The sequence below is a fragment of the Nitrococcus mobilis Nb-231 genome, assembly GCF_000153205.1.
Taxonomy (GTDB): Bacteria; Pseudomonadota; Gammaproteobacteria; order Nitrococcales; family Nitrococcaceae; genus Nitrococcus; species Nitrococcus mobilis.
On the sequence record NZ_CH672427.1, the window covers coordinates 1,035,818 to 1,057,118 of the forward strand.

The 21,301-nt window shown below is 58.7% G+C and carries 19 protein-coding genes; 6 read left to right on the forward strand and 13 right to left on the reverse strand.

The features are described 5' to 3' along the window. Positions 1-308 precede the first annotated feature (308 nt). Positions 309-884, reverse strand: a complete 576-nt coding sequence (locus NB231_RS04710) for an IS5 family transposase (RefSeq protein WP_005000186.1) — start codon at positions 882-884, stop codon at positions 309-311. Positions 885-1,093: 209 nt separating this feature from the next. On the opposite strand from NB231_RS04710, the gene NB231_RS04715 reads away from it, so the two are divergent. The 5 genes from NB231_RS04715 to NB231_RS04730 all read left to right on the forward strand — a co-directional run bounded on the left by NB231_RS04715 (position 1,094) and on the right by NB231_RS04730 (position 4,489). After that, positions 1,094-1,702 (forward strand): hypothetical protein, encoded by a 609-nt coding sequence (locus NB231_RS04715; RefSeq protein WP_005000188.1) that lies wholly within the window; start codon positions 1,094-1,096, stop codon positions 1,700-1,702. Beyond that, positions 1,699-1,839: a hypothetical protein gene (locus NB231_RS17420; protein ID WP_005000192.1), complete on the forward strand. Its 141-nt coding sequence runs from the start codon at positions 1,699-1,701 to the stop codon at positions 1,837-1,839. Before NB231_RS04715 ends, NB231_RS17420 begins: the two co-directional genes overlap by 4 nt. A 331-nt stretch (positions 1,840-2,170) precedes the next feature. Further along, on the forward strand, positions 2,171-2,677 hold the full coding sequence (gene ectA, locus NB231_RS04720; protein ID WP_040661824.1) for a diaminobutyrate acetyltransferase: 507 nt from the start codon (positions 2,171-2,173) through the stop codon (positions 2,675-2,677). Positions 2,678-2,777: 100 nt separating this feature from the next. Then, positions 2,778-4,073: a diaminobutyrate--2-oxoglutarate transaminase gene (gene ectB / locus NB231_RS04725; protein ID WP_005000198.1), complete on the forward strand. Its 1,296-nt coding sequence runs from the start codon at positions 2,778-2,780 to the stop codon at positions 4,071-4,073. 32 nt (positions 4,074-4,105) lie between these two features. After that, positions 4,106-4,489 (forward strand): ectoine synthase, encoded by a 384-nt coding sequence (locus tag NB231_RS04730; protein WP_005000199.1) that lies wholly within the window; start codon positions 4,106-4,108, stop codon positions 4,487-4,489. Positions 4,490-4,676: 187 nt separating this feature from the next. Here NB231_RS04730 and NB231_RS04735 read toward each other — a convergent pair whose 3' ends face one another. From NB231_RS04735 to NB231_RS04750, 4 genes are all read right to left on the reverse strand, one after another. After that, positions 4,677-6,665, reverse strand: a complete 1,989-nt coding sequence (locus NB231_RS04735; RefSeq protein WP_084766235.1) for an ATP-dependent DNA helicase — start codon at positions 6,663-6,665, stop codon at positions 4,677-4,679. Beyond that, positions 6,622-6,963, reverse strand: coding sequence for a tetratricopeptide repeat protein (locus NB231_RS04740; protein WP_005000201.1), 342 nt, complete (start codon positions 6,961-6,963; stop codon positions 6,622-6,624). Before NB231_RS04740 ends, NB231_RS04735 begins: the two co-directional genes overlap by 44 nt. A gap of 167 nt (positions 6,964-7,130) precedes the next feature. Continuing rightward, positions 7,131-9,449, reverse strand: a complete 2,319-nt coding sequence (mrcB, locus tag NB231_RS04745) for a penicillin-binding protein 1B (RefSeq protein WP_005000202.1) — start codon at positions 9,447-9,449, stop codon at positions 7,131-7,133. 30 nt (positions 9,450-9,479) lie between these two features. Continuing rightward, entirely contained in the window at positions 9,480-10,004 is a 525-nt protein-coding gene (locus NB231_RS04750; RefSeq protein ID WP_156776898.1) for a disulfide bond formation protein B, read from the reverse strand. Positions 10,005-10,193: 189 nt separating this feature from the next. Here NB231_RS04750 and NB231_RS04755 point away from each other — a divergent pair, with 189 nt between their 5' ends. Then, entirely contained in the window at positions 10,194-12,698 is a 2,505-nt protein-coding gene (locus NB231_RS04755; protein ID WP_005000204.1) for an acyl-CoA dehydrogenase, read from the forward strand. A gap of 45 nt (positions 12,699-12,743) precedes the next feature. Here NB231_RS04755 and NB231_RS04760 read toward each other — a convergent pair whose 3' ends face one another. From NB231_RS04760 to NB231_RS04795, 8 genes are all read right to left on the reverse strand, one after another. Beyond that, complete coding sequence (locus NB231_RS04760) at positions 12,744-14,354, reverse strand: GGDEF domain-containing protein (protein ID WP_156776899.1); 1,611 nt, start codon at positions 14,352-14,354, stop codon at positions 12,744-12,746. Positions 14,355-14,798: 444 nt separating this feature from the next. Next, positions 14,799-15,134, reverse strand: coding sequence for an SUF system Fe-S cluster assembly protein (locus NB231_RS04765; RefSeq protein WP_005000206.1), 336 nt, complete (start codon positions 15,132-15,134; stop codon positions 14,799-14,801). Positions 15,135-15,144: 10 nt separating this feature from the next. Next, complete coding sequence (gene sufU / locus NB231_RS04770) at positions 15,145-15,588, reverse strand: Fe-S cluster assembly sulfur transfer protein SufU (RefSeq protein ID WP_005000207.1); 444 nt, start codon at positions 15,586-15,588, stop codon at positions 15,145-15,147. Then, positions 15,589-16,848, reverse strand: coding sequence for a cysteine desulfurase (locus NB231_RS04775; protein WP_005000208.1), 1,260 nt, complete (start codon positions 16,846-16,848; stop codon positions 15,589-15,591). Beyond that, complete coding sequence (gene sufD, locus NB231_RS04780) at positions 16,845-18,176, reverse strand: Fe-S cluster assembly protein SufD (protein ID WP_005000213.1); 1,332 nt, start codon at positions 18,174-18,176, stop codon at positions 16,845-16,847. Before sufD ends, NB231_RS04775 begins: the two co-directional genes overlap by 4 nt. A gap of 18 nt (positions 18,177-18,194) precedes the next feature. Beyond that, on the reverse strand, positions 18,195-18,950 hold the full coding sequence (gene sufC, locus NB231_RS04785; RefSeq protein WP_005000220.1) for a Fe-S cluster assembly ATPase SufC: 756 nt from the start codon (positions 18,948-18,950) through the stop codon (positions 18,195-18,197). A 152-nt stretch (positions 18,951-19,102) separates the two neighbouring features. Beyond that, positions 19,103-20,551, reverse strand: a complete 1,449-nt coding sequence (sufB, locus tag NB231_RS04790; protein ID WP_005000226.1) for a Fe-S cluster assembly protein SufB — start codon at positions 20,549-20,551, stop codon at positions 19,103-19,105. Between the two features lie 11 nt (positions 20,552-20,562). Next, the gene (locus NB231_RS04795) at positions 20,563-21,024 is read right to left on the reverse strand and encodes an SUF system Fe-S cluster assembly regulator (protein WP_005000230.1); all 462 of its coding nucleotides are present in this window, start codon (positions 21,022-21,024) and stop codon (positions 20,563-20,565) included. Between the last annotated feature and the right edge of the window lie 277 nt (positions 21,025-21,301).

Below are 21,301 nucleotides of genomic sequence, written 5' to 3' on the forward strand. Positions count from 1 at the left end.
ACGCGCATACTCATGGCCGATCGACGCAGACAAACCCCCACCACCACAGACTCATTCGTGGCCAAGACGAATCTGTTCTCTACAGATACCCCAGACTTCCCAATGAGTTAAATCAGCTCGCTGGACATTCCGAATCGTGCGCTGGTACCAAGGAAGCATGACACGGCCCTTTCCATTGGTCACGCCCGTGCTGTCCGAGGTCATCGTCCACCCGATCGAACGCCACGAAGAGCCGCGCTATCAGGCCGAGGCGCGCATCATTACCTCGGCGAACGGCCCACAATCGGCGAGACGCTGTGGTCACAGCGTTACCGACAACTCATCCGTTGAGTTGAACAACGGCCGCACCACGATAGCCCGCATTGCCGGAGAAGCCCTTCACAGGGTGGGCATTTATCCCGTGCCGCGCGCAGCACCGCACAGCCTCCCGCGGTGTCATCGACGTTGGCCGCGTGGATGATCACCTGAATCAGATGGCCCAGTGTGTCGACTACGAGATGGCGTTTGCGTCCCTTGATTTTCTTGCTGCCATCGATCCCCCGCGCTTTGCTGGCGCTGACCGTTTTGACGCTCTGGGAGTCGATGATGGCGTAGCTTGGGGTTGGGGTTTTGCCGTTTTTTTTTCGATGCAGCGCGTTGAGCGCGTCAAGGGCAGCCGCCCAAACACGGCGCCGATTCCAGTTGCTGTAATGGTCGTACACGGTCTGCCAGGGTGGGAACTCCTTGGGCAACATCCGCCATTGAGCGCCGGTTTTGTTGATGTAGAGGATGGCGTTAACAATAGTGCGCTTGGAATGGATCGGAACAGCGCCGCGGTTGTCTTTGGGTTCAAAGTGGTGCGCGATGAGCTGCCATTGTTCGTCGGAGAGGTCACTGTCGTACACGAGCTGATCTCTTGTGTGAGATTTAAATATATTTATATGATAAATAACAGCGTTTTAACAAGACAGCTTCTGAGCTCGGCAAAGGGCATGCAAGAGCGAAGCGAAAATATCCGCCGCCAAGATTAGTCTGCGAGGACGATGGAGACGAAAGGAAACGATATTACTCCGGCGAGCGGATCCCAACGCTCGAGGTCGCGCTCACCGAGCACATGAATGTCGGCGACCTCAAGGCGCGGCTCGAGACCTTCGTGCCGAAACCTGCGAAAGCCAAGGTCAATACCATGCCGGGGCTTCCCGCTGCCTGTGAACTGCCCTGGTCCAGGTGGAATTCCAAGACGAGGACAGAAGAAAAAGGCACAGAGGAGGTTCCACTGGTGGTTCACCAGACCGAATTGACCGCTCAGCGAGAGCTGCTCTCGGTGCTGCGCCTCATCGATTCGGGCAAGGTCTCTGTCAGCGACAAGACGCGACGCCCCTCGGCCGCGACCATCAAGGCCATCACCAACGTCCTAGAGGGCGGCGACTACTACCCGATCCTCCCGGTCAAGAGCAAGTGGAGCGATGAGAACGCAGGTCCGATTCGCGCCTTTGCCTGGCCGCTCATCGCGCAAGCCGGGAGGATAGCACAGCTCTCGGGCTCGAAGTTGCAGCTCACCGAGGCGGGTCGCAAAGCACTCTCGGAGCCCGCCGCCGCGACCCTTCACAAGCTCTGGTCCAAGTGGATCGATACGACCCTGCTCGACGAGCTATCGCGCATCGAGTGCGTCAAGGGACAGACCGGCCAGGCGATCATCCGCGCCACCGTGGCCGGCACGTGAAGGCGAGCGAACAGGCGATCGGGCGCGCCTTGACGGGTAACTGGCGCGAGGAGCACCTGTTCGTGCTTGGCCAGGCGCTCGCGGTGTACGACGACATCGGGCTAAATCTGAGCACTCTTCGGGGATTTTACTCTTGACACCGTCGCGGCTGGCGTCTTTAATTTAATTGAGCATTATGTTTATTTATAGGAATGCTTTTGATTTCAACTGCTTCATATGTCAGGCTCGCTGGCCTGATCGCATGCCGATATCCCCTCTCGTCTTTTCATAGACCTGCTAGAGTCTGGCTTTGGCGTAACGCGTTGCTTTTGCAGAAGGAAGATAATCGCGACCGCAAGGGAGACGCCCCACAATCCTTCGGTAATGGCCGAGTTGGACGGTGCTCGTATTGGGTCATCGCAAACCGAATAACGTCTTGCGTGAAGTGGATATAAAGGAGCCTATACCCCTAAAAATAGGGAGGCAGCTGTGACCCACACTGAGCCGAATACAGGGATTCCCATTATTCGCCAGCCCGATGTCAATGACGGCAGTGGTATATGGCGCGTAGTGAAAGAATCCAACGTCCTCGATCTCAACTCCAGCTACCTCTATCTGCTGTTGGCCAAGGATTTTGCCGAGACCTGCGTCGTCGCGGAGCTCAGCGGCAAGATCGTCGGCTTCGTCACCGGCTACCACCCACCGGCACGCCCCGAGGTCCTGTTTTTATGGCAGATCGGAATCTTGCCTAGCATGCAGGGCTGCGGCCTAGGCAAGCGGCTCGTGACCAGCTTTTTGCATAGTCCTGGCGCTCAAGGAGCCACGCTACTCGAGACCACCGTAGCACCCTCGAATGCCGCCTCCCGAGCACTTTTTCTAGCCATTGCCCGACAACTCGGAGTGGAATGCCGTATTAGCCCGTGCTTCAGCGCCAGTCAGTTTCCCGAATCCGGGCACGAGGATGAAGAGCTCTACCGCATAGGACCGTTGCCTTAAAGCGCGAGCGTGCGTTAACCAGCAGCGCGCGCGCTTAAACCAGAAACGGCAACCGCCCGCCACCAATTAGGCTTAGCAACAAACCAACCGAGGTGCACTCATGGAATTAATGGAGGCGATCGAACGCTACGAGTCCGAGGTGCGTAGTTATGTCCGCAACTTCCCGACGGTGTTCGAGAAGGCGCGGGGATCCTACCTCTATGACATCGACGGCAAAGCCTACCTCGACTTTTTCGCCGGAGCCAGCGTGCTCAACTACGGGCATAATCACCCCGAACTCAAAAAGGCACTGATCGAGTATTTGGCCGGCGATAACATCACCCACAGCCTTGATATGGCGAGCCGTGCCCGAGCGGAGTTTCTCATGACCTTTCATGAGAAAATACTCAAACCTCGGGGTCTGAACCACCGCGTCCAGTTCCCTGGCCCCACAGGCGCTAACGCCGTCGAAAGCGCATTGAAGATTGCCCGCAAGAGCAAGGGCCGGCAGAAGATCATTGCCTTTACCAATGCCTTCCACGGTATGACCCTGGGCGCGCTGTCGGTTACCGGTAACGCGTTTAAGCGCGCCGGCGCCGGCTTGTCGTTGACCCACAGTGATCCGATGCCGTTCGATGGTTACATGGGTGAAGGGTTCGACACCATCGATTATCTTGATCGCGTGCTTGATGACGGCGGCAGCGGGGTCGATCAACCGGCGGCGGTCATCACCGAGACCGTTCAGGCTGAGGGTGGCGTCAATATCGCCTCCGTTGCGTGGCTGCGCAATCTGCAGCAACTTTGTCGCAAACACGACATGCTTTTGATCGTCGACGACATCCAGGCCGGTTGCGGGCGTACCGGAAAATTCTTCAGCTTCGAAGAAGCGGAGATCGACCCGGATGTGATCACGATATCCAAATCGCTCAGCGGATACGGGCTGCCATTCTCTCTTACGCTGGTAAAACCAGAATACGATATTTGGGAGCCCGGCGAGCACAACGGCACGTTCCGTGGCCACAATCCTGCCATGGTCACCGCCAAACGGGCCATCGACCTCTTTTGGAGCGACTCAACCTTCAGCCAGGAGGTGACGGCCAAGGGAGACTACATCCGTGAGGCCTTGGAAAAAATGGCCAGTAAATATCCGGAAACGCTGGGCACGGTACGTGGTCGCGGCATGCTGCAGGCAATCGAGTTCATGGACAAGGAATTGGCGGGCGCCGTCTCGAAAAAGGCTTTCAAACTTGGCCTGATTATCGAGACAGCCGGCCCGGTGGATGCCGTGCTCAAGCTCATGCCTCCGCTCACCATTGCACAGGCGGACTTGGACAAGGGACTGCAAATCATCGATCGTGCCATCGTCGAGGCCATGCAGGAACTCGACATCGGCGCACCCCAAGCGGCCGGCCAGTAGTTCTCTGGGTAGGGAAGCGAGAGTAGTTGCCTATGATTTATCGTACTTTGGACGAGCTGGTAGGAAGCGAGAACGACGTCCGTGCATCGACCTTTCACAGCCGCCGCTTCTTGCTCAAGTCGGACGGAATGGGTTTTTCTTTCCATGACACCATTCTGTTCGCAGGCTCGGAGACCTACATTTGGTACGCTAATCATCTGGAAGCGGTTTACTGCATCGAAGGTGAAGGCGAGCTCGAGACCGTGGACGACGGTAAGATTCACCCTATTCATCCCGGTGTTTTCTACGCCCTCGATAAACACGACAAGCATTACCTGCGTGCCAAATCACAGCTGCGAATGATGTGTGTGTTCAACCCACCGCTCACCGGACGGGAGGTTCACGACGAGCAAGGCACCTATCCGCTCATGGAATAGCAGCCTACCAAGCCTGTCTGGTTGCCCTTACCTCTTGGACCGGGTTCGCTCTTCTTCAGCGACCCGGTCCGATGCACCTTCCCAACGCTTTGCCGCGGCGGATGCGAGCCGTCGGCGCGGTTTCCGTTGGGCGTCTCACGTAGCGCACTTTATGCCTTATCGACGGCAAGCACCCGAGGACAATGCCCTACGATGGCTCCTTAACGGTGACGGAACTGTACTCGCCGAAAAACGCTTGCACATCGCCGATTCGTCGTGTCAGCGGAATCGGAGGTAGGCTACGCAGAAACACTCGCCCGTAGGACCGGCTTACCAAGCGATTGTCGCCAATGACGAGCACGCCGCGATCCAAGCTGTCCCGAATCAAGCGCCCGACACCTTGGCGCAACGCAATCACCGCCTGTGGCAACTGGAGATCGACGAAGGGGTTGGCATTGCGCCGCCGCAGGGCATCCACACGCGCCTGCTGAACAGGCTCCGAGGGCGCAGCAAATGGCAGGCGATCAATCATGACGCAGGATAAGGCATCACCGCGCACGTCCACCCCTTCCCAAAAACTTTGCGCCCCCAGCAAAACAGCATCACCGAGATCACGAAACCGCTGCAACAATTGATTCTGAGATAACTGGCCTTGCACCAGCAGTGGATACGGCAGACGCTCGGCGAGAAAGCGCACGGCATTGTCGAGTGCTTGATGGCTGGTGAACAGAAGAAAGGCCCGGCCACCGCTCGCGCGCAGGACCTGCAGCACCGTTTCCAGATAACGTGCTTGGTAGTCATGCGCATTTGGCAGCGGCAAACCCGTTGGCACATACAGCAGGGCATTGCGTGCGTAGTCGAACGGACTCTCCACCTGCAGGGTACGCGGCTGCCCGAGTCCGAGCTGGGCCACATAGTGATCGAAACGCCCGCCTACGGCTAAAGTCGCGGAGGTGAAAATCCAGGCGGCCGGATGCTCCGCCATACGATCATGAAAGGTAGCGGTGATATCGAGCGGTGTCAGGTGCAGAGTAAAAGAGGCTGCACCGGTCTCCCACCATGGGACATAGCCCGCTTCCTCCTCGGGGGCGAGAAAACGCTGCAACGTGCCGGCGATCTCCGCCGCTCGCCGCCAGCAGCTCTCCAGCCCTTTGCCACGCTGGACCAGCGGCCCGAGCACCGTGTGCAGGCTCTGCAGCGCCGCAAGCTGGATTTGTAGTGCTTGCAATACTCCGGGCCGGCTTGATACTTCAGCCCAAGCGCCCCGGCGGGCACCTTGGCCCAGCGCGAGACGCAGCACCCGCATGGCTTGTTGCAAATCCTCGGCGGCACCAGTGAGCGCCGGTGAGTCGGGCGCCTCGCGCAGCTGCTGCAAGCGGGTATCCCGAGCCAGATCCTTGAGTTGACGGCTGCTCACAGAGCGCCCGAAAAACCGCGCCGCCGTCTCCGCGAGCTGATGTGCCTCATCCAGAACGTAGGCATCCGCGGCCGGCAACACTTCACCGAAGCCACCACGGCGCACCGCCCAGTCGGCCATCAGCAGATGGTGATTGACAACAACCACATCGGCTTCCTGGGCTCGGCGCCGCGCCTCCATAAGAAAACACGTCGCATAGGCCGGGCATTGCTGCCCGAGGCAGTTATCCGCCGTCGCGGTGGCCCGCCCGAGCAGGCCAGGATCGTTCAAAGCCAGCGGCGCCTCGGTCAGATCCCCGCTCGAGGTGATTCTCGACCAATCGTAGAGCTCGCCAAAAGCGGCTGCTTGTTTGGCATTGTCGAAGCGCCCCTCCTCGGCCGCCGCCGCCAGGCGGTAGCGGCATAGATAATTGGCGCGCCCCTTGAGCAGCGCAGCGTGTAACGGCCGCTCCAGCGCCTTGGCCACTAATGGCAGATCTCTATAAAAAAGCTGATCCTGCAGGGTCTTGGTACCGGTGGAAAGCACGACCTTACGCCCGGAGCATAGAGCAGGGACCAGATAGGCGAAGGTTTTACCGATCCCGGTACCCGCCTCGATGACCACGGTGGCGCTGTCGGTCAGGGCTTCGGCCACAGCCTGCGCCATCTGGAGCTGTTGGATGCGTAGTTGAAAGCCCGGCACCGCCCGAGCGAGGCAGCCGCTGCCACCGAGCGCGTGCCGGCATACCTCGACGAGATCATGGCTTTGCACTGGAATTAGCAAGCCTGGCCGCCCGAGCATGCGCCTGCCTCGCTCCGGCCTCATCACCCTGCAGTTCCCGCGCGGCACCGATCAACACCCAATTCTGGCGCTTGAGCTCGACATCGTCGCCCGCCAGCGCGATCGATTTGAGCGCCAAACTCTCGGCCTGAGCGTATTGCTGTTGCCGATACCGAACCACCGCCAAATTCTGCCAGATTATGGCGTTGCGCGGCACGATGCGCAGGGCGCGCTCCAAATAAGCGGCCGCACGATCATGCTCACCCGCCGCGGAGCTGTCCTCTGCCCTAGCTACCAGATCGCGCACCGCCGCGGGCATAACGACTTTGCGTTCACCTGGAGCAGGCGGAGGCGGGAGCGGTTGCTCACCGGTCTCAGCAGGCACTGGCGGGGGCGCGGGGCCTCCCGAGGGTGGCGCAGCGCAGCCTGTGAGCAAGCCGAGCACCAAGCCGGCCACGGGCCAACGTACAGCAATTCCTGTGCCCATCAGTTGAATAGCCTCTTCACCCAATTCATCGCTCGATCGACCTCACTCGCCGAGCGGACGCACCCCGAGGTACCATCTGGTGCGCTGTCGCGGATATACGGCAACTCCACGGCGTGCTCACAATAGGCAGCGGCGAGCGCTCCCGTCTGGGTATCGATCCAACGCCTTCGCACCCGCTGCGGGGGAGTCGGCTCGAATGCCTGCAGTGGCAATTGCGCCATCATTTCACCCCAAATCTGCATCGCGCCGCTCGCACCGGTTAATCCGATCCGGCCATTATCGTCCCGCCCCACCCAAACCACCCCGAGCCTCTGCCCGGTAAAACCAGCGAACCAGCTATCACGGGTATCGTCGGTGGTGCCGGTCTTACCGGCTACATAAAGCTTCGATGGCAGCCATCGAGACAGTCCGCGTGCGGTCCCTTGCTGCACCACTTCCTGCAAGCCATATCGCAGCAGATAAATCGGGCCCGGATCGAAGACCCGCGCGACCTCGAGTGGATAGTGACTCAGGACTTCGTAATCCGGCGTCATCACGGCTCGCACCGCTCGCAGCGGGGTACGGAAACCACCCGAGGCAATCGTCTCGTACATCCTGGTCACCTCGAGCGGAGTGAACTGTACGGCACCCAATAGCAAGGACGGATACACCGTGTCCGGTACCCGACCGCCCAGCCGCCGGATGGTATCCGCCACCGCCCGCAGCCCGACCTCCAATCCCAGCCGCACGGTAGGAACATTGTAGGAGTGCGCCAGCGCCGACCACAACGGCACCTTACCATGGTGCTTGCGGTCGTAATTGCGCGGCGTCCAAACCTGGCCGTTGGCATTTTGGAGGGTAACGGGCGTATCCGGTAGCAAGCTGCCGAGACCAAAGCGTTGCGGTCGCTCCAGGGCCGTGAGGTAGACCGCCGGTTTGATCAACGAGCCGATCTGGCGGCGGGCGTCCAATGCCCGATTGAACCCGGCATAGCGCAGATCGCCCCCCCCCACGACGGCCTCTACTTCGCCATCCTCCACGGTGGTCACGATCACGGCCCCCTCTGTGCCGGGCAACCAACGCCGAACCCGCTTGGCCAACGCCTGCTCCGCGGCATGCTGCACGGATGGCGCCAGCGTAGTGAAGATAAGCAGCCCCTCGGAGGTCAAATCCTCGTAGCGGTAGTCGCGGCGCAAGTGGCGTTTGACCAAATCCATGAAGGCTGGGAACGCCGTGTTGCTGCTCGGTGGCCGATGCACCACCCCAAGCGGTCGGCGCTTTGCCCGTCGAGCTTCGGCACTCGAGGCAAAGCCCTGCTCACGCATGGCATCAAGTACCCGGTTACGACGTACCCGCGCCCGCTCCGGGTGCCTGCGCGGGTTATAATATGAAGGCCCTTTGACCAATCCCACTAGCAGTGCCTGCTGCTCGAGAGCAAGCTGATCGAGTGGCTGGTCGAAATAGTATCGGCTGGCAAGACCAAAGCCATGCACCGCACGATTCCCATCCTGGGCGAGATAAACTTCGTTGAGATAGGCCTGCAGGATCTCGCGCTTACTGTAGTGCAGCTCTAACAAAATCGCCATGAGCGCTTCATTGAGCTTGCGCCAGAGCGTGCGCTCGTTACTAAGAAAATAATTTTTCACCAGTTGTTGGGTCAGGGTGCTGCCACCCTGCACCCACCGCCCGGCTCGGATATCGGCTATGAGCGCACGGGCAATACCGGGCAGCGAAATGCCGTGATGCTGTAGGAACCGGTGATCCTCTATGGCGATCAGCGCCTCCACCAGCGGTTGCGGCACCTGATCCAAGCGGATCAAAATGCGATCCTCGCGCCGAGCAGGATAGATGTTTGCGATATGGGCTGGATCCAGTCGGACCAGAGGCAAGGCTGTACCGTCTCGAGCATTGCCCAGCTCCGCTACGCGGTCATCACCGCCAAAGCGCACATGCAAAATTCGCGCAGGCTCCCCTCCGTCCCAGAATCGAAAAGCCCGCGTGTGGACTCGGAAGGTCTCGCCCTGATGAACATACGAACCAGGCTGCTCCACACTCGCCGATTGGCGGTAGCCGGCGGCTCGCAATTCGACCAAAAAATTCTCCGGACTCAGGCGCTCGCCTGGGTACAGCTCAAGTGGGCGGGCGAAAACTCGAGCCGGGATAGCCCAGCGCTTGCCTTCGAACTCGTTGACGATGCGACGATTCAACCAATACGTGTAGGCTGCGCCGCCGGCTACCAGAAGCAGTAGGAGAAGCAGAAACAAACGCCGCAGAAACCGACCGCCCCGGGGCGAATTTCGTTTGCGGTTAGGCTGCTGCTTGCGCCGACGTTTGGCCATGGTTTGGATAGCTCGGATGCAACGCCCGCGTCAACGGCGGGAACCGGGCGGATGCGAGCGCGCACGCCCCCAATTCACCAGCACGCTCGCCACGCCGAGGGCGACGAAACCCGCCAGACTCCAGGCCGGAAGGGAAACCCCCAGCAGTCGATCCACCTGCGCGCATTCACCGGAGCCCTGCAGCACCATACGCACTGCATCCGCGAGTGGGAGCGTCTCGAACAGGTAGTCCAGGCCCGGCCCACACGCTGGAACCTGATCCAGGGGCAACGATTGGATCCAAATATGGCGTGCGGCCAGCCCACTTCCTACGGCCGCGATGGCGAGCAGCACCACAGCATAAACGCGGGCGCCACCCCGGTGCGGTGCATGCACCCCGGCACTAAGGAATCCGCCGCCCAATACAAGGAACCCAATGCGCTGGAATACACACAGCGGACACGGTTCCATACTGTGTGCAAACTGCAGGTAGTAGGCAAACACCAGTAAAGCCGCGCAGGTCGCGGCGCCAACCAGATTCAGGGGTCGACGCCAACCGACTAATCTTTCGAGCATAATCTTCGTGACGTCGGCTGCTACAGGGAGTCCAGCCATATTACCAGAACTCAGCTCTCGACCCAGTTCCAACGGCTTGTCCAGAATCGACGAATTTCCATTTTCCATACGCTATAGTATGGATTCGAGCGAGCCCAGCTTGCTAGAGGGTATGGGCGCAACATACCGCAAGATTTAAGGAGCGACCTGATGCTGACTCTTTTATGGCTGGCCTTGTTCGTAGGTTTGATCGGTATCCTCGCGTTCAATCGTGCCCCTCTATGGCTCAACACGGCGGCAGTAGCCGCTTATTTGGTCTTGATCAGCATAGTGGGGAATCATCCTTGGCCCTGGGATGTAACGCTTTGGGTAATCTTCTTGGGAATCGCCATCCCTCTCAATGCCCCTGTATTGCGTCGTCTGATGCTCACCAAACGTCTGTTCATCCGATTCCAAAACACGCTGCCGAGCCTATCGGATACCGAAACCGCAGCCTTGGAAGCCGGCACCGTCTGGTGGGACGCAGAGTTGTTTACCGGCCGACCCGACTGGAGAAAATTGCTGGCCTATCCGCTATCCAAGCTATCCGAAGAAGAACGGGCCTTTCTCGATGGTCCGGTGGAAACGCTCTGCCGCATGGTAGACGACTGGGACGTTACTCATAACCGTTTGGACTTGCCTCCGCAAGCCTGGCTATTTCTCAGGGAGCAAGGCTTCTTCGGGCTGATCATTCCGAAGGAGTATGGCGGCAAGGGCTTCTCAGCGCTGGCACACTCCGAAATCACCATGAAACTCGCCAGCCACTGCAATGATCTGGGCTCTACGGTCATGGTTCCCAATTCCTTGGGTCCAGCCGAACTGCTGATACGTTACGGAACCGAGCAACAGCGTGACCATTATCTCCCGCGGCTGGCACGGGGCGAGGAGATCCCCTGCTTTGCCCTGACCGGACCGGAAGCGGGCTCCGATGCCAGCTCCATCCCGGATAAGGGAATCGTTTGCAAGGGGAATTGGAACGGTGAGCAGATCATCGGTCTGCGCCTGAACTGGGAAAAACGCTACATCACGCTTGGCCCGATCGCTACGCTGCTCGGCCTCGCCTTCAAAGCCTATGATCCGGATCATCTCTTGGGGGAACAAGAAGAACTCGGCATTACCTTGGCCCTTATTCCCACGTACACGCCCGGTGTGGAAATCGGTCGACGGCATTTCCCACTCAACGCGGCATTCATGAATGGTCCCAATCGGGGCCATAACGTCTTCATCCCGCTGGCTTGGATCATTGGCGGGCCCGAGCACATTGGCCAAGGCTGGGTCATGCTTATGGACTGCTTGGCCGTCGGTCGCTCCATTTCGCTGCCATCCGGCGCAACCGCATTGGCGAAAAAAGCGGCTCTTACGAGCGGCGGATATACCCGTATCCGCCGCCAATTTCAGCGCCCAATCGGGGAGTTCGAAGGGGTTCAGGAAGCGCTCGCTAGGATCGGCAGCAACACTTACGTGATGGATGCGGCGCGCAAACTGACCGTCAGCGCCATCGATCGAGGGGAAGAGCCGGCCGTTTTGTCCGCCGTAGTCAAATACCACCTGACCGAACGGATGCGCGCTTGCATCAATGATGCGATGGATATTCAAGGCGGCAAGGGTATTTGTCTAGGACCGAACAACTATCTCGGCCGTGCTTACCAAACGGCGCCCATCAGCATCACCGTAGAGGGCAGTAACATCTTGACCCGGAGCATGATGATTTTCGGTCAGGGTGCGCTGCGCGCTCATCCCTATCTGCTCGCTGAGCTACTCGCAACCCGCAATCTCGATCCCGAAGCCGGCCATGCCGCATTCGACCGGTTGCTGGTCAAACACGTTGGCTGGCTCGCAAGCAATGCCGCACGGGCCTTTTTATTGGGCATCAGTCGTGGTTGGCTTACCCCGGGAGCCGGAGCCATACCAACGCGCCACTACTATAGACAGCTCAGCCGCATGGCGGCGGCTTTCGCCCTTACGGCCGATGTTTGCATGCTTGTTCTGGGCCGCTCGCTCAAACGCCGGGAACGCATCTCAGCTCGTCTCGGCGACCTGCTGAGCTACCTCTACCTGGCTTCGGCAACCCTGAAACGTTATGAGGATCAAGGCTGCCCACGAAGCGATCTGCCGCTGGTGCAATGGGGGGTGGAAGATGCCTTACACGTCATGCAGAGCCGACTGGATGAGATATTAAAGAATCTACCGACGCGCACCGCAGCGACCCTACTGCGGCTGCTGATCTTTCCCGGCGGCCGTTGGTATCGCCCCCCTGCAGACGCAATCGGCAGCCACATCGCCCGCCTGCTGATGCAACCTGGTGAGGGTCTTGAGCGACTCGTGGCCGGCGTCTACCGCAGTGCGGATCCGGGGGATGCAACCGGACAGCTGGAGGATGCCTGGGCAAAGGTTATTGCGGCCGAACCCATCGAGCGTAAAGTCGACGAGGCACGACGCTTGGGCAGCCTGAGGCTGCATTGGCGCTCGAATTTGATCGAAGCAGCGAGCAAGGCGGGAGTGATCAGCTCCGAGGAGGCAGAAATACTGCGTCAGGCCGAGCAAGCGCGCCGGAACGTAATCCGGGTAGATGATTTCGAGCCACAGGAACTGATCCGTGCAACTGACTCGAAGCGGAGTCTGGCTCCAGAGCAGACGGGAGGGCCCCATATCGCTCACGACGATGAGATCCTGTGATATCGCAGGACTGACGGTCAACGGGAAGAGATACTGATAATCGATTCACGATTTCCTCTTCGAGGCGCCCACCTCATATATTACGATCCGATTGCGACCGGTCTGCTTAGCTTTATAGAGCGCCTGGTCGGCCCAATACATGAGATCGGTCGAGTCGTCGATCTCGGGAAACGCGGCCACTCCCGCGCTGAAGCTCGCTTGGAAAGTACCATTCAGAGCAATCTGGCTGATCCGGCCGAAGGCAATCCGAATTTCATCCAGCGTACGTTTCCCATCCTCCGCGGTCGACTCGGGCATGATTACCGCAAACTCCTCTCCGCCATAACGTCCTACGTAATCCGAGCGCCGCAGCCGCTGCTTAAACAAGCGCGCCAGCGTCTTGATCACACGATCTCCGGCCGGATGGCCATAGGTGTCGTTAACAGCCTTAAAATCATCAAGGTCCACCATGGCAAAGGCCAGCGGTGTCTGGCGGCGAATAGCACGGGCAAGTTCCTTACCGAGCTGTTCTTTGGTGCAGGTATGATTGAGTAATCCGGTCAGGTTGTCAGTGAGCATCAGCGAGCGCAACTTACGCCCACGTTCGGCACGGATTCTCACGAAGCGAACCAGATAACTGGCGTGGGTCGGCCCTGAGAGGAAATCATCGCCTCCCACGCCGATGGCGTCGAGCTGTTGATCCATAGCCGTTCGTGGCCCGAGAAACACGATCGGGATGCTGGTATGGATCGGGAATTGACGAATGATCCGGGCCAGCTCAGCACCCGTGCACTCATCCAGATACATGGCCATGAGGATGACATCCGGGGAAAACTCCTGCAAAGCGGTCAGCGCCTTCTCCGGCTGGCTCACCGCAGTCACCTCCAACCCCCCGTCTTCGAGTATCCCACAATAATTGTTCGCCCGCGCTACGCTCGGCTCCACCAGAAGTACGTGCAGGCGATCCGGCTCGCGCCGATGAGTCAGCAAATCGAGCTCCATTACCAAGTCATGAGGATCAACAGGGGGGATGAGATAAGATGCCACCCCGGCGCGTACTGCATTGAGCCGGGTTTGAAAATCGTCATTATGGCTGACGCCAAGTACCGGCAGCAGGCGCCCGGCCGAGTCCCGCACTTGAACCAATAACCGTGTGAGCGCTTCAGCACTGCCCGGTGCGTCCAGATCCATGATGATTGCATTGGCTGGATAATCGAGTAAGGCCGCAATCAAACCATCACCATCGACAACGGAGCGAAGCCGGTAGCCGAACAGACCCATCTCGCGACTGAGCTGATTGACAATATCGTAACTTTGCTCCAGCACCAGTATCTGGTGGCGCGCATCTTGATCGCTCAGAAGGATAACCCCGTCAGCGGGTTCTTCGATGCTACTGCGCAGAGCTTCCAGATCCTTAGCAATATGCATGAGAAACTCTGGGCCCAGATGCTCCTGTCCCGCCGCTGCGGGAGCCAACTTGTGGCTCAGGTTCTGGACGAGTTTGGCGGCATGCTCGAGCCCAGCTGCTTGGAGACGTTTAGTGAAAACCTCGATCAGCTGCACCATCCGTATCAGGTTGCCATACTCGGAACCGTATCTGATTGCATGCCATGTGCGTTCAAGCTCAGTGACAGTCTGACGAATGGAAGTCATCTCTATATTATTTGCATCCTGCACCTGTGCCCTCCTTGCGCCCGCTGCCCAGGTTGCCGCCTTTCCTCCAAGCCACGCTGCCAGTGGAACTCATCCGATGAGGCCAGCAGACGACTCTCAATATAATTCCATGAAAGTATTTTGGATTAAAAATTAAACACGTCACGCATTATTTTTATTTTAACTGGACTATTAGCTTAATGCTGCCCGAGTTGGAAGCGGGGTATATGTGACAGCGGTCGCGAACAGGCATGGAGGCAGTTGATCTTCGCGCTGACGGCTGAAGCGATAAACGGGCTCATCGATCTACCCTGGTAGATGTTGCCCGCAGGCGCCTTCCGACTACCCGTGAGAGGGGGGAAGAAGGAGATAGTTTCCCTTTGATCCGAATTAACTATAAGACCATGATATCAGGGAAACAATCTATCGAATAACAGCGACATCATAGGTAAGCTTACGGCAACTCCCTCAGATGAGTCCCAGCTGGAGCTTGCCTGCTTCGGATACACGATCGGAACTCCACGGCGGATCCCAAGTCAACTCGACCTCAGCCGCCCGCACACCAGCAACCTGCTCGACGGCGGATTTGACCATACCCGGCATTTGGCCTGCAACAGGACAGGAAGGGCTCGTCAGCGTCATCACAACATCCACGAAGCCCTCGTCATTGACATCCAATTCGTAGATCAACCCCAGCGCGTAGATGTTGATCGGTATCTCCGGGTCGTAGACACACTGCAGTGCCTCCACCACCGCTTCGCGTAGCCTCTCACCACCCACTTTTGCGGTAGCGGCCTCGCTCATTCGATTCACCTCACTCGGTGGTTACCTCGTCCTTCTCTGTCAATGCCGCATGCAGCGTATGCCACGCGAGAGTGGCACATTTGACCCGCATGGGGTAATCTCGCACGCCCGCCAACACTGCGATTTTGCCGAGGGCTGCTTCAGGGCAGGCCTCGTCGCGAGTCACCAAATCATGAAATTGATCGAAGAGAGCTTGCGCCTCGTCGACAGTCTTGCCTTCGAGCACCTCGGTCATGATGGAAGCCGACGCCGTCGAGATCGCGCAGCCATCGCCTTGGAAGCCGATACTGGCGATCATCCCGTCTTCAACACTAAGCTGGATCGTCACACGATCGCCGCACAGCGGGTTGTAGCCATCCGCCTGGTGTGAATGCGGCTCCACACTTCGGAAATTCCGCGGGTGCTTATTGTGGTCGAGAATGACCTCTTGATATAGGTCGCGTAGATCAGACATTCAGATAAACAACTCCCTAACCTTGCCCAGTGCGCGCACGAGCGCATCCACGTCATCGTAAGTGTTGTACACTCCGAACGAGGCTCGGGCTGTAGCCGCTATGCCGTAGCGCTGCATCACGGGTTGCGCACAATGATGGCCCGCCCGAATCGCCACCCCTTCCAGATCCAACACCGTCCCGATGTCATGCGGGTGCACGCGTCCCAGCACAAAGGAGATAACCCCCGCCTTGGCGGCCGCGGTGCCAATAATGCGCACGCCTTCTACTTCACCAAGCCGCGCCGTGGCATAATCGAGCAGGGCATGCTCATGAGCGGCGACCCGCTCCGTACCGATGGCATGAACATAATCGATCGCCGCACCTAAACCGACGACACCGGCGATATTCGGAGTACCGGCCTCGAAGCGTTGCGGCGGCTCAGCAAATTCGCTGCGCTCGAAGGTGACGTAGCGGATCATCTCGCCACCGCCCTGATACGGCGGCATTTCACGCAGTAGATCCAACCGTCCCCATAAAACGCCCACCCCGGAGGGCCCATAAATCTTGTGGCCCGAGAAACAGTAAAAATCACAGCCTAACTCGGCCACATCCACTGACAGATGAGGAACTGACTGGGCGCCGTCGACCAGCACTGCCGCACCACGCTCATGTGCCGCGGCGATCATCTCCTGCACTGGGTTGACGGTACCCAAGGCATTGGAAACGTGTACCACGCTGACGAACTTCGTTCGCGCCGTGAGTCGGCTGCGAAAATCCTCTAAATCCACCTCACCCGTATCCGTTATCGGCGAAACCACGAGCGTGGCGCCCGCTTGCTCACACAACAACTGCCAGGGGACGATATTGGAATGATGCTCCATACCCGTAATCAGAATTTCATCGCCGGGACCCAACCGGGGCCGCACATAACTATGCGCCACCAGATTAATAGCCTCGGTGGCACCGCGAACGAAAACCACTTCCCGGTCGTCAGCGCCGTTGAGCAGCGCTCGAACCTTGCCACGCACTGCCTCATACGCCTGCGTGGATCGCTGTGAGAGTTGGTAGACGCCACGGTGAATATTTGCATAATAGTTCTGGTAGCACTCCTCGATCGCCCGGATCACGGCTACAGGCTTCTGTGCGCTGGCTGCGCTATCCAGAAATACCAACCGCTTGCCGTTCATCGGCTGAGCGAGGATCGGAAAGTCCGCTCGTATGCGCTCCACCGCAAGAGGTGCGACTGCGGCATGCTCCTGCACTGGATTGACCGTGCTCATAACACTTCCCCCGTCAGCTCGGCGCCTGGTAGCCGTTGCAACAGCAACTGGCGTTCGTATTGATAAAGCCGATCCAGACGAATTGGCTTGAGCATCTCGGCAGCGAATGCAAACGTCAGCAGACCTTGAGCCTCATCAAGCCCGATGCCGCGGGTATTGAGATAAAACAACGCTTCATCGTCGAGCTTGCCCACGGTGGAACCATGCGAACACTTGACGTCGTCGGCATGGATCTCGAGCCGTGGATTGGAGTGCGCGAGCGCCAGCTTTCCCAGCAGCAAATTGCGATTCTGCTGTTGCGCATCAATCTTCTGCGCGCGTTCGAACACCTTCACCAGTCCATCGAAGACGGTCTCCGAGCGCCCCTGCAAGACACCCTTGAATACCTGCCGGCTGGTACCGTGCTCCGCCTTGTGATTGACCCAGGTGTGGTGGTCGCAATACTGCCGGCCCGTGGTCAGGTACAGACCATTGAGCGTGACATCGGCACCCGGGCCGATCAGATTGGCGTAGATGTCAGTGCGCGCGAGCTTGGCACCACAGGCGAGCGAGTGAATGTGGACGGTTGCATCCCGAAATGTCTCGGCATGAACCGCTCCGAGGTGAGCGCTGCCCGCGCCCTCCTCCTGTACCTTGTAGTAATCGACGTTGGCTCCTTGTCGGGCCACGATCTCCGTAACCGGACAGTTCAGCGCAAAAGGCTCGTCGGCGCCGACAAACTGTTCTATCAGGGTAACCTGAGAGGCCTCTTCGGCTACGAGCACGGTGCGCGGATAAACTGCGCGGCGATCGGCCTCGGGGGTCAACAAATGGACCACCACGACCGGTTGCTCCACCGTTGCCCCACGAGCCACATGCATTATGGCACCGTCGCGAAAGAAAGCCGTATTGAGCGCCGTGAACGGATGTGTTTCGGTATCAACAAAACCACCAAGTGCTTCCTGGATAACCGCTGGCAAACGCTCGCCGTACTCGGACAACGGCGCCAGTGTCAACCCGTTCGGCAACTTGTCCACGTCGGATAAGCCCGGATCGAACCAACCATCGACGAATACCAAGCGATGTACTTGGCCCAGCACGCCCACTTTTTCGAGCAACTCCGGCCCCATCTGGCCCGGTCCGCTGGCGGGCACGAAATGCTCGCGCAGTACCGGCGTAAGATCGGTCTTGCGCCACGCCTCCACCTTCCGCCCGGGGAATCCTTGCGCTTCGAAGCACTCGATGCCGTGCTGGCGCAGCCGCGCCAACCACTCGGGTGCGTCTTGATGAGCCGAATGCGCCTCGTAATCCTGTAAGTAAACACTTTTCTGTTCAGCAATCGCTTCCATCCGGACCTCCGTCGCCAGTTAAGCGGCGGCCTCCTCAAACAGTGCGTAACCGCTCTCCTCTAACTCCTCGGCAAGTTCCTTACCACCGGTCTTGACGATTCGTCCACGGAGCAGCACGTGCACCTCATCCGGGACGATGTAGTTGAGCAGGCGCTGGTAATGCGTAATGACCAGGAAGCCGCGCTCTTCGTTGCGCAGGGAATTCACGCCCTCCGCCACGGTACGCAAAGCATCGATGTCCAGCCCGGAATCTGTCTCATCAAGGATCGCTAGATACGGCTCCAACACGGCGAGCTGAAAGATCTCGTTGCGCTTCTTCTCTCCCCCTGAAAAGCCTTCGTTGACGGGGCGTCGCAACAGCGACTCATCCAGATTCACGGACTTGGCGCGCTCTTTGATGAGCTGGAGGAATTCCATGGCATCCAGCTCCTGCTCGCCTCGGTACTTGCGAATCGCGTTCAGAGCGGCCTTGAGAAAGTACGTATTAGATACCCCAGGAATCTCGACCGGGTACTGAAAGCCCAAAAAAACGCCTTCCCGAGCCCGATCCTCGGGCGACAGCTCCAATAGATTACGATCTTGGAAAAATACTTCGCCGTCGGTTACCTCGTAGCTCGGGTCGCCGGCCAGAACTTTCGCTAACGTACTCTTGCCGGAGCCGTTCGGCCCCATGATCGCGTGCGTCTCCCCGCGCTCGATCTTGAGGTTTATCCCCTTAAGAATCTCCACGCCTTGGATCTTGGCATGCAGATTTCGGATCTCAAGCAGTGCCATGAATGGCCCTCCGTCGACGTCGTCTTATCTCGATTTCAGCTTTGATCGATACCGCCGCCACGCTGCGATCAGCGGCCTCGCGCACCCAACCAAACCGCGCGACACGTTGTGCGCTCCGTAATCCACGGTCTTTTCCACCCGCGCCGACAGCGTCAACCCACGCTGCCCTCCAGGGTGATCTCCATCAGTTTTTGCGCTTCGACCGCGAACTCCATCGGCAACGTGCGGAAGACTTCCTTACAGAACCCGTTGACGATCAACGAAACCGCATCCTCGGTGGCGATCCCGCGCTGATTACAATACAAAATCTGCTCCTCGCCGATCTTCGAGGTCGTGGCTTCGTGCTCGAGCTGAGCGGTCGAGTTCTGAATATCGATGTAGGGGAAAGTATGCGCCCCGCAGGTAGAGCTCATCAGCATGGAGTCGCACTGTGAATAGTTGCGTGCGTTCTCCGCCTTGGGCGTGACCCGTACCAGGCCGCGATAGCTCTGCTGGCCATAACCGGCCGAGATGCCTTTGCTGACGATGGTGCTGCGGGTGTTCTTACCCATGTGGATCATCTTGGTACCCGTGTCCGCCTGCTGCCGACCCCGGGTCACCGCCACCGAGTAAAACTCACCGACCGAGTTGTCACCGCGGAGCACGCAGCTCGGATACTTCCAGGTGATCGCCGAACCGGTTTCGACTTGAGTCCAAGAGATCTTGGAGTTGTTCCCGGCGCATAAACCCCGCTTGGTGACGAAATTGTACACGCCCCCGCGGCCTTCCTCGTCACCCGGATACCAATTTTGCACCGTCGAATACTTGATTTGCGCATCGTCCAACGCAATCAGCTCCACCACGGCGGCATGCAGCTGATTTTCGTCGCGCACGGGGGCGGTGCAGCCCTCGAGATAGCTCACATGCGAACCTTCCTCGGCGATAATCAGCGTGCGCTCGAACTGGCCCGTGTTCGCCGCATTGATCCGGAAGTACGTCGACAGCTCCATCGGACAACGCACGCCTTTCGGGATAAAGACGAACGAGCCGTCCGTAAACACCGCCGAGTTCAATCCCGCGTAATAATTGTCGGTGTAGGGCACCACGCTGCCCAAGTACTTCCGTACCAGCTCCGGGTGCTCTCGTATCGCCTCCGACATCGAGCAGAAGATGATGCCCTTCTCCTTGAGCTTCGCCTTATAGCTCGTCGCCACGGATACTGAGTCGAACACGGCATCAACAGCCACTCCGGCCAACATCTCCTGCTCGTGCAGCGGTATGCCGAGCCGATCATAGGTCTCTTTCAATTTGGGATCGATCTCATCGAGGCTCTGCGGCATGTCTTCCTTGCGCTTCGGCGCGGAATAATACGAGATCGCCTGAAAATCGATCGGCGGATAATATACGTTGGCCCATTCCGGCACGGGCATTTGTAGCCAGTTCCGATAAGCCTTGAGCCGCCATTCGAGCATCCATTCCGGCTCGGCCTTCTTCTCGGAAATAAAGCGGATGATGTCTTCATCGAGACCGGGCGGAACAGTGTCCTGCTCGATATCGGTGATAAAACCCGCCTCGTACTTTCGATTAGTCAGTTCTTCCAACGTCTTGGTGGTTGCCGACATAATGGACTCCGCTAAACGCAAGAGTGGTGTACCGTGATCGCCTGACCGCCGGTCGGTGTGCCTGTTGGCTCCGAGACATCCATCTCCGCCAGGCTGATGGCTTCCAGCGCCATGCGAATCTTTTGATTAATGTGGCGCCAGCGGGCACTTACGGCACAGTTGGCGCCATACTGACAGGCATCCGCGCCCCCGATGACACACTCGGTCAGCGAGATCGGACCCTCCAGCGCGACGATAATGTCCGCCAAAGAGATCTCCTCGGGCGAACGCGCCAAAGCATAGCCCCCCTGGACCCCGCGATAAGAAATAAGGATCCCATTGCGCGCCAAGTGCTTGAGTATTTTGCTAACGATCGGTTGCGGCAGCCTCCGCCACTGGGCCAACTCGGCGGCGTTGAAACGCTCCCGCCGGCGCCGCGCCATAAGCGTAAGAATGCTGATCCCGTAGTCGGTTTCACGGTTAATTCGGATCATGACGGTTCGAATTATAGCGGATAGTGGACTCTTTGAGTACCCTATTTTTACTGGCGCGCACCCATCGAATGCCGGATCGAGCACCCCGCAGCTGTGGCAATGGCCTCGATTTCCGCCTGCGAGGCATTTGTCGTTAAAGGTTGACTCTTGGGACTCTCTTGCCGTCTATCGAATGATGCAGGCACATTCGCGGACTGAGGCTGACAAAGACCGTTGACCAGAGCGGGCGTGAGTGTCACGCCTCGGTGCTGACACCGCTGCTACGGATAGCCTGCGC

Coding starts and splice junctions, on each gene's coding strand:
- NB231_RS04735 (WP_084766235.1), bottom strand. CDS start 6,665: ATGCTCGGGCGGCCAGGCTTGCTAATTCCAGTGCAAAGCCATGATCTC.
- mrcB (WP_005000202.1), bottom strand. CDS start 9,449: ATGGCCAAACGTCGGCGCAAGCAGCAGCCTAACCGCAAACGAAATTCG.
- ectB (WP_005000198.1), top strand. CDS start 2,778: ATGGAATTAATGGAGGCGATCGAACGCTACGAGTCCGAGGTGCGTAGT.
- NB231_RS04765 (WP_005000206.1), bottom strand. CDS start 15,134: ATGAGCGAGGCCGCTACCGCAAAAGTGGGTGGTGAGAGGCTACGCGAA.
- NB231_RS04715 (WP_005000188.1), top strand. CDS start 1,094: ATGAATGTCGGCGACCTCAAGGCGCGGCTCGAGACCTTCGTGCCGAAA.
- NB231_RS04730 (WP_005000199.1), top strand. CDS start 4,106: ATGATTTATCGTACTTTGGACGAGCTGGTAGGAAGCGAGAACGACGTC.
- NB231_RS04795 (WP_005000230.1), bottom strand. CDS start 21,024: ATGATCCGAATTAACCGTGAAACCGACTACGGGATCAGCATTCTTACG.
- sufU (WP_005000207.1), bottom strand. CDS start 15,588: ATGTCTGATCTACGCGACCTATATCAAGAGGTCATTCTCGACCACAAT.
- sufB (WP_005000226.1), bottom strand. CDS start 20,551: ATGTCGGCAACCACCAAGACGTTGGAAGAACTGACTAATCGAAAGTAC.
- sufC (WP_005000220.1), bottom strand. CDS start 18,950: ATGGCACTGCTTGAGATCCGAAATCTGCATGCCAAGATCCAAGGCGTG.
- NB231_RS04740 (WP_005000201.1), bottom strand. CDS start 6,963: ATGCCCGCGGCGGTGCGCGATCTGGTAGCTAGGGCAGAGGACAGCTCC.
- NB231_RS04775 (WP_005000208.1), bottom strand. CDS start 16,848: ATGAGCACGGTCAATCCAGTGCAGGAGCATGCCGCAGTCGCACCTCTT.
- NB231_RS04750 (WP_156776898.1), bottom strand. CDS start 10,004: ATGCTCGAAAGATTAGTCGGTTGGCGTCGACCCCTGAATCTGGTTGGC.
- NB231_RS04755 (WP_005000204.1), top strand. CDS start 10,194: ATGCTGACTCTTTTATGGCTGGCCTTGTTCGTAGGTTTGATCGGTATC.
- sufD (WP_005000213.1), bottom strand. CDS start 18,176: ATGGAAGCGATTGCTGAACAGAAAAGTGTTTACTTACAGGATTACGAG.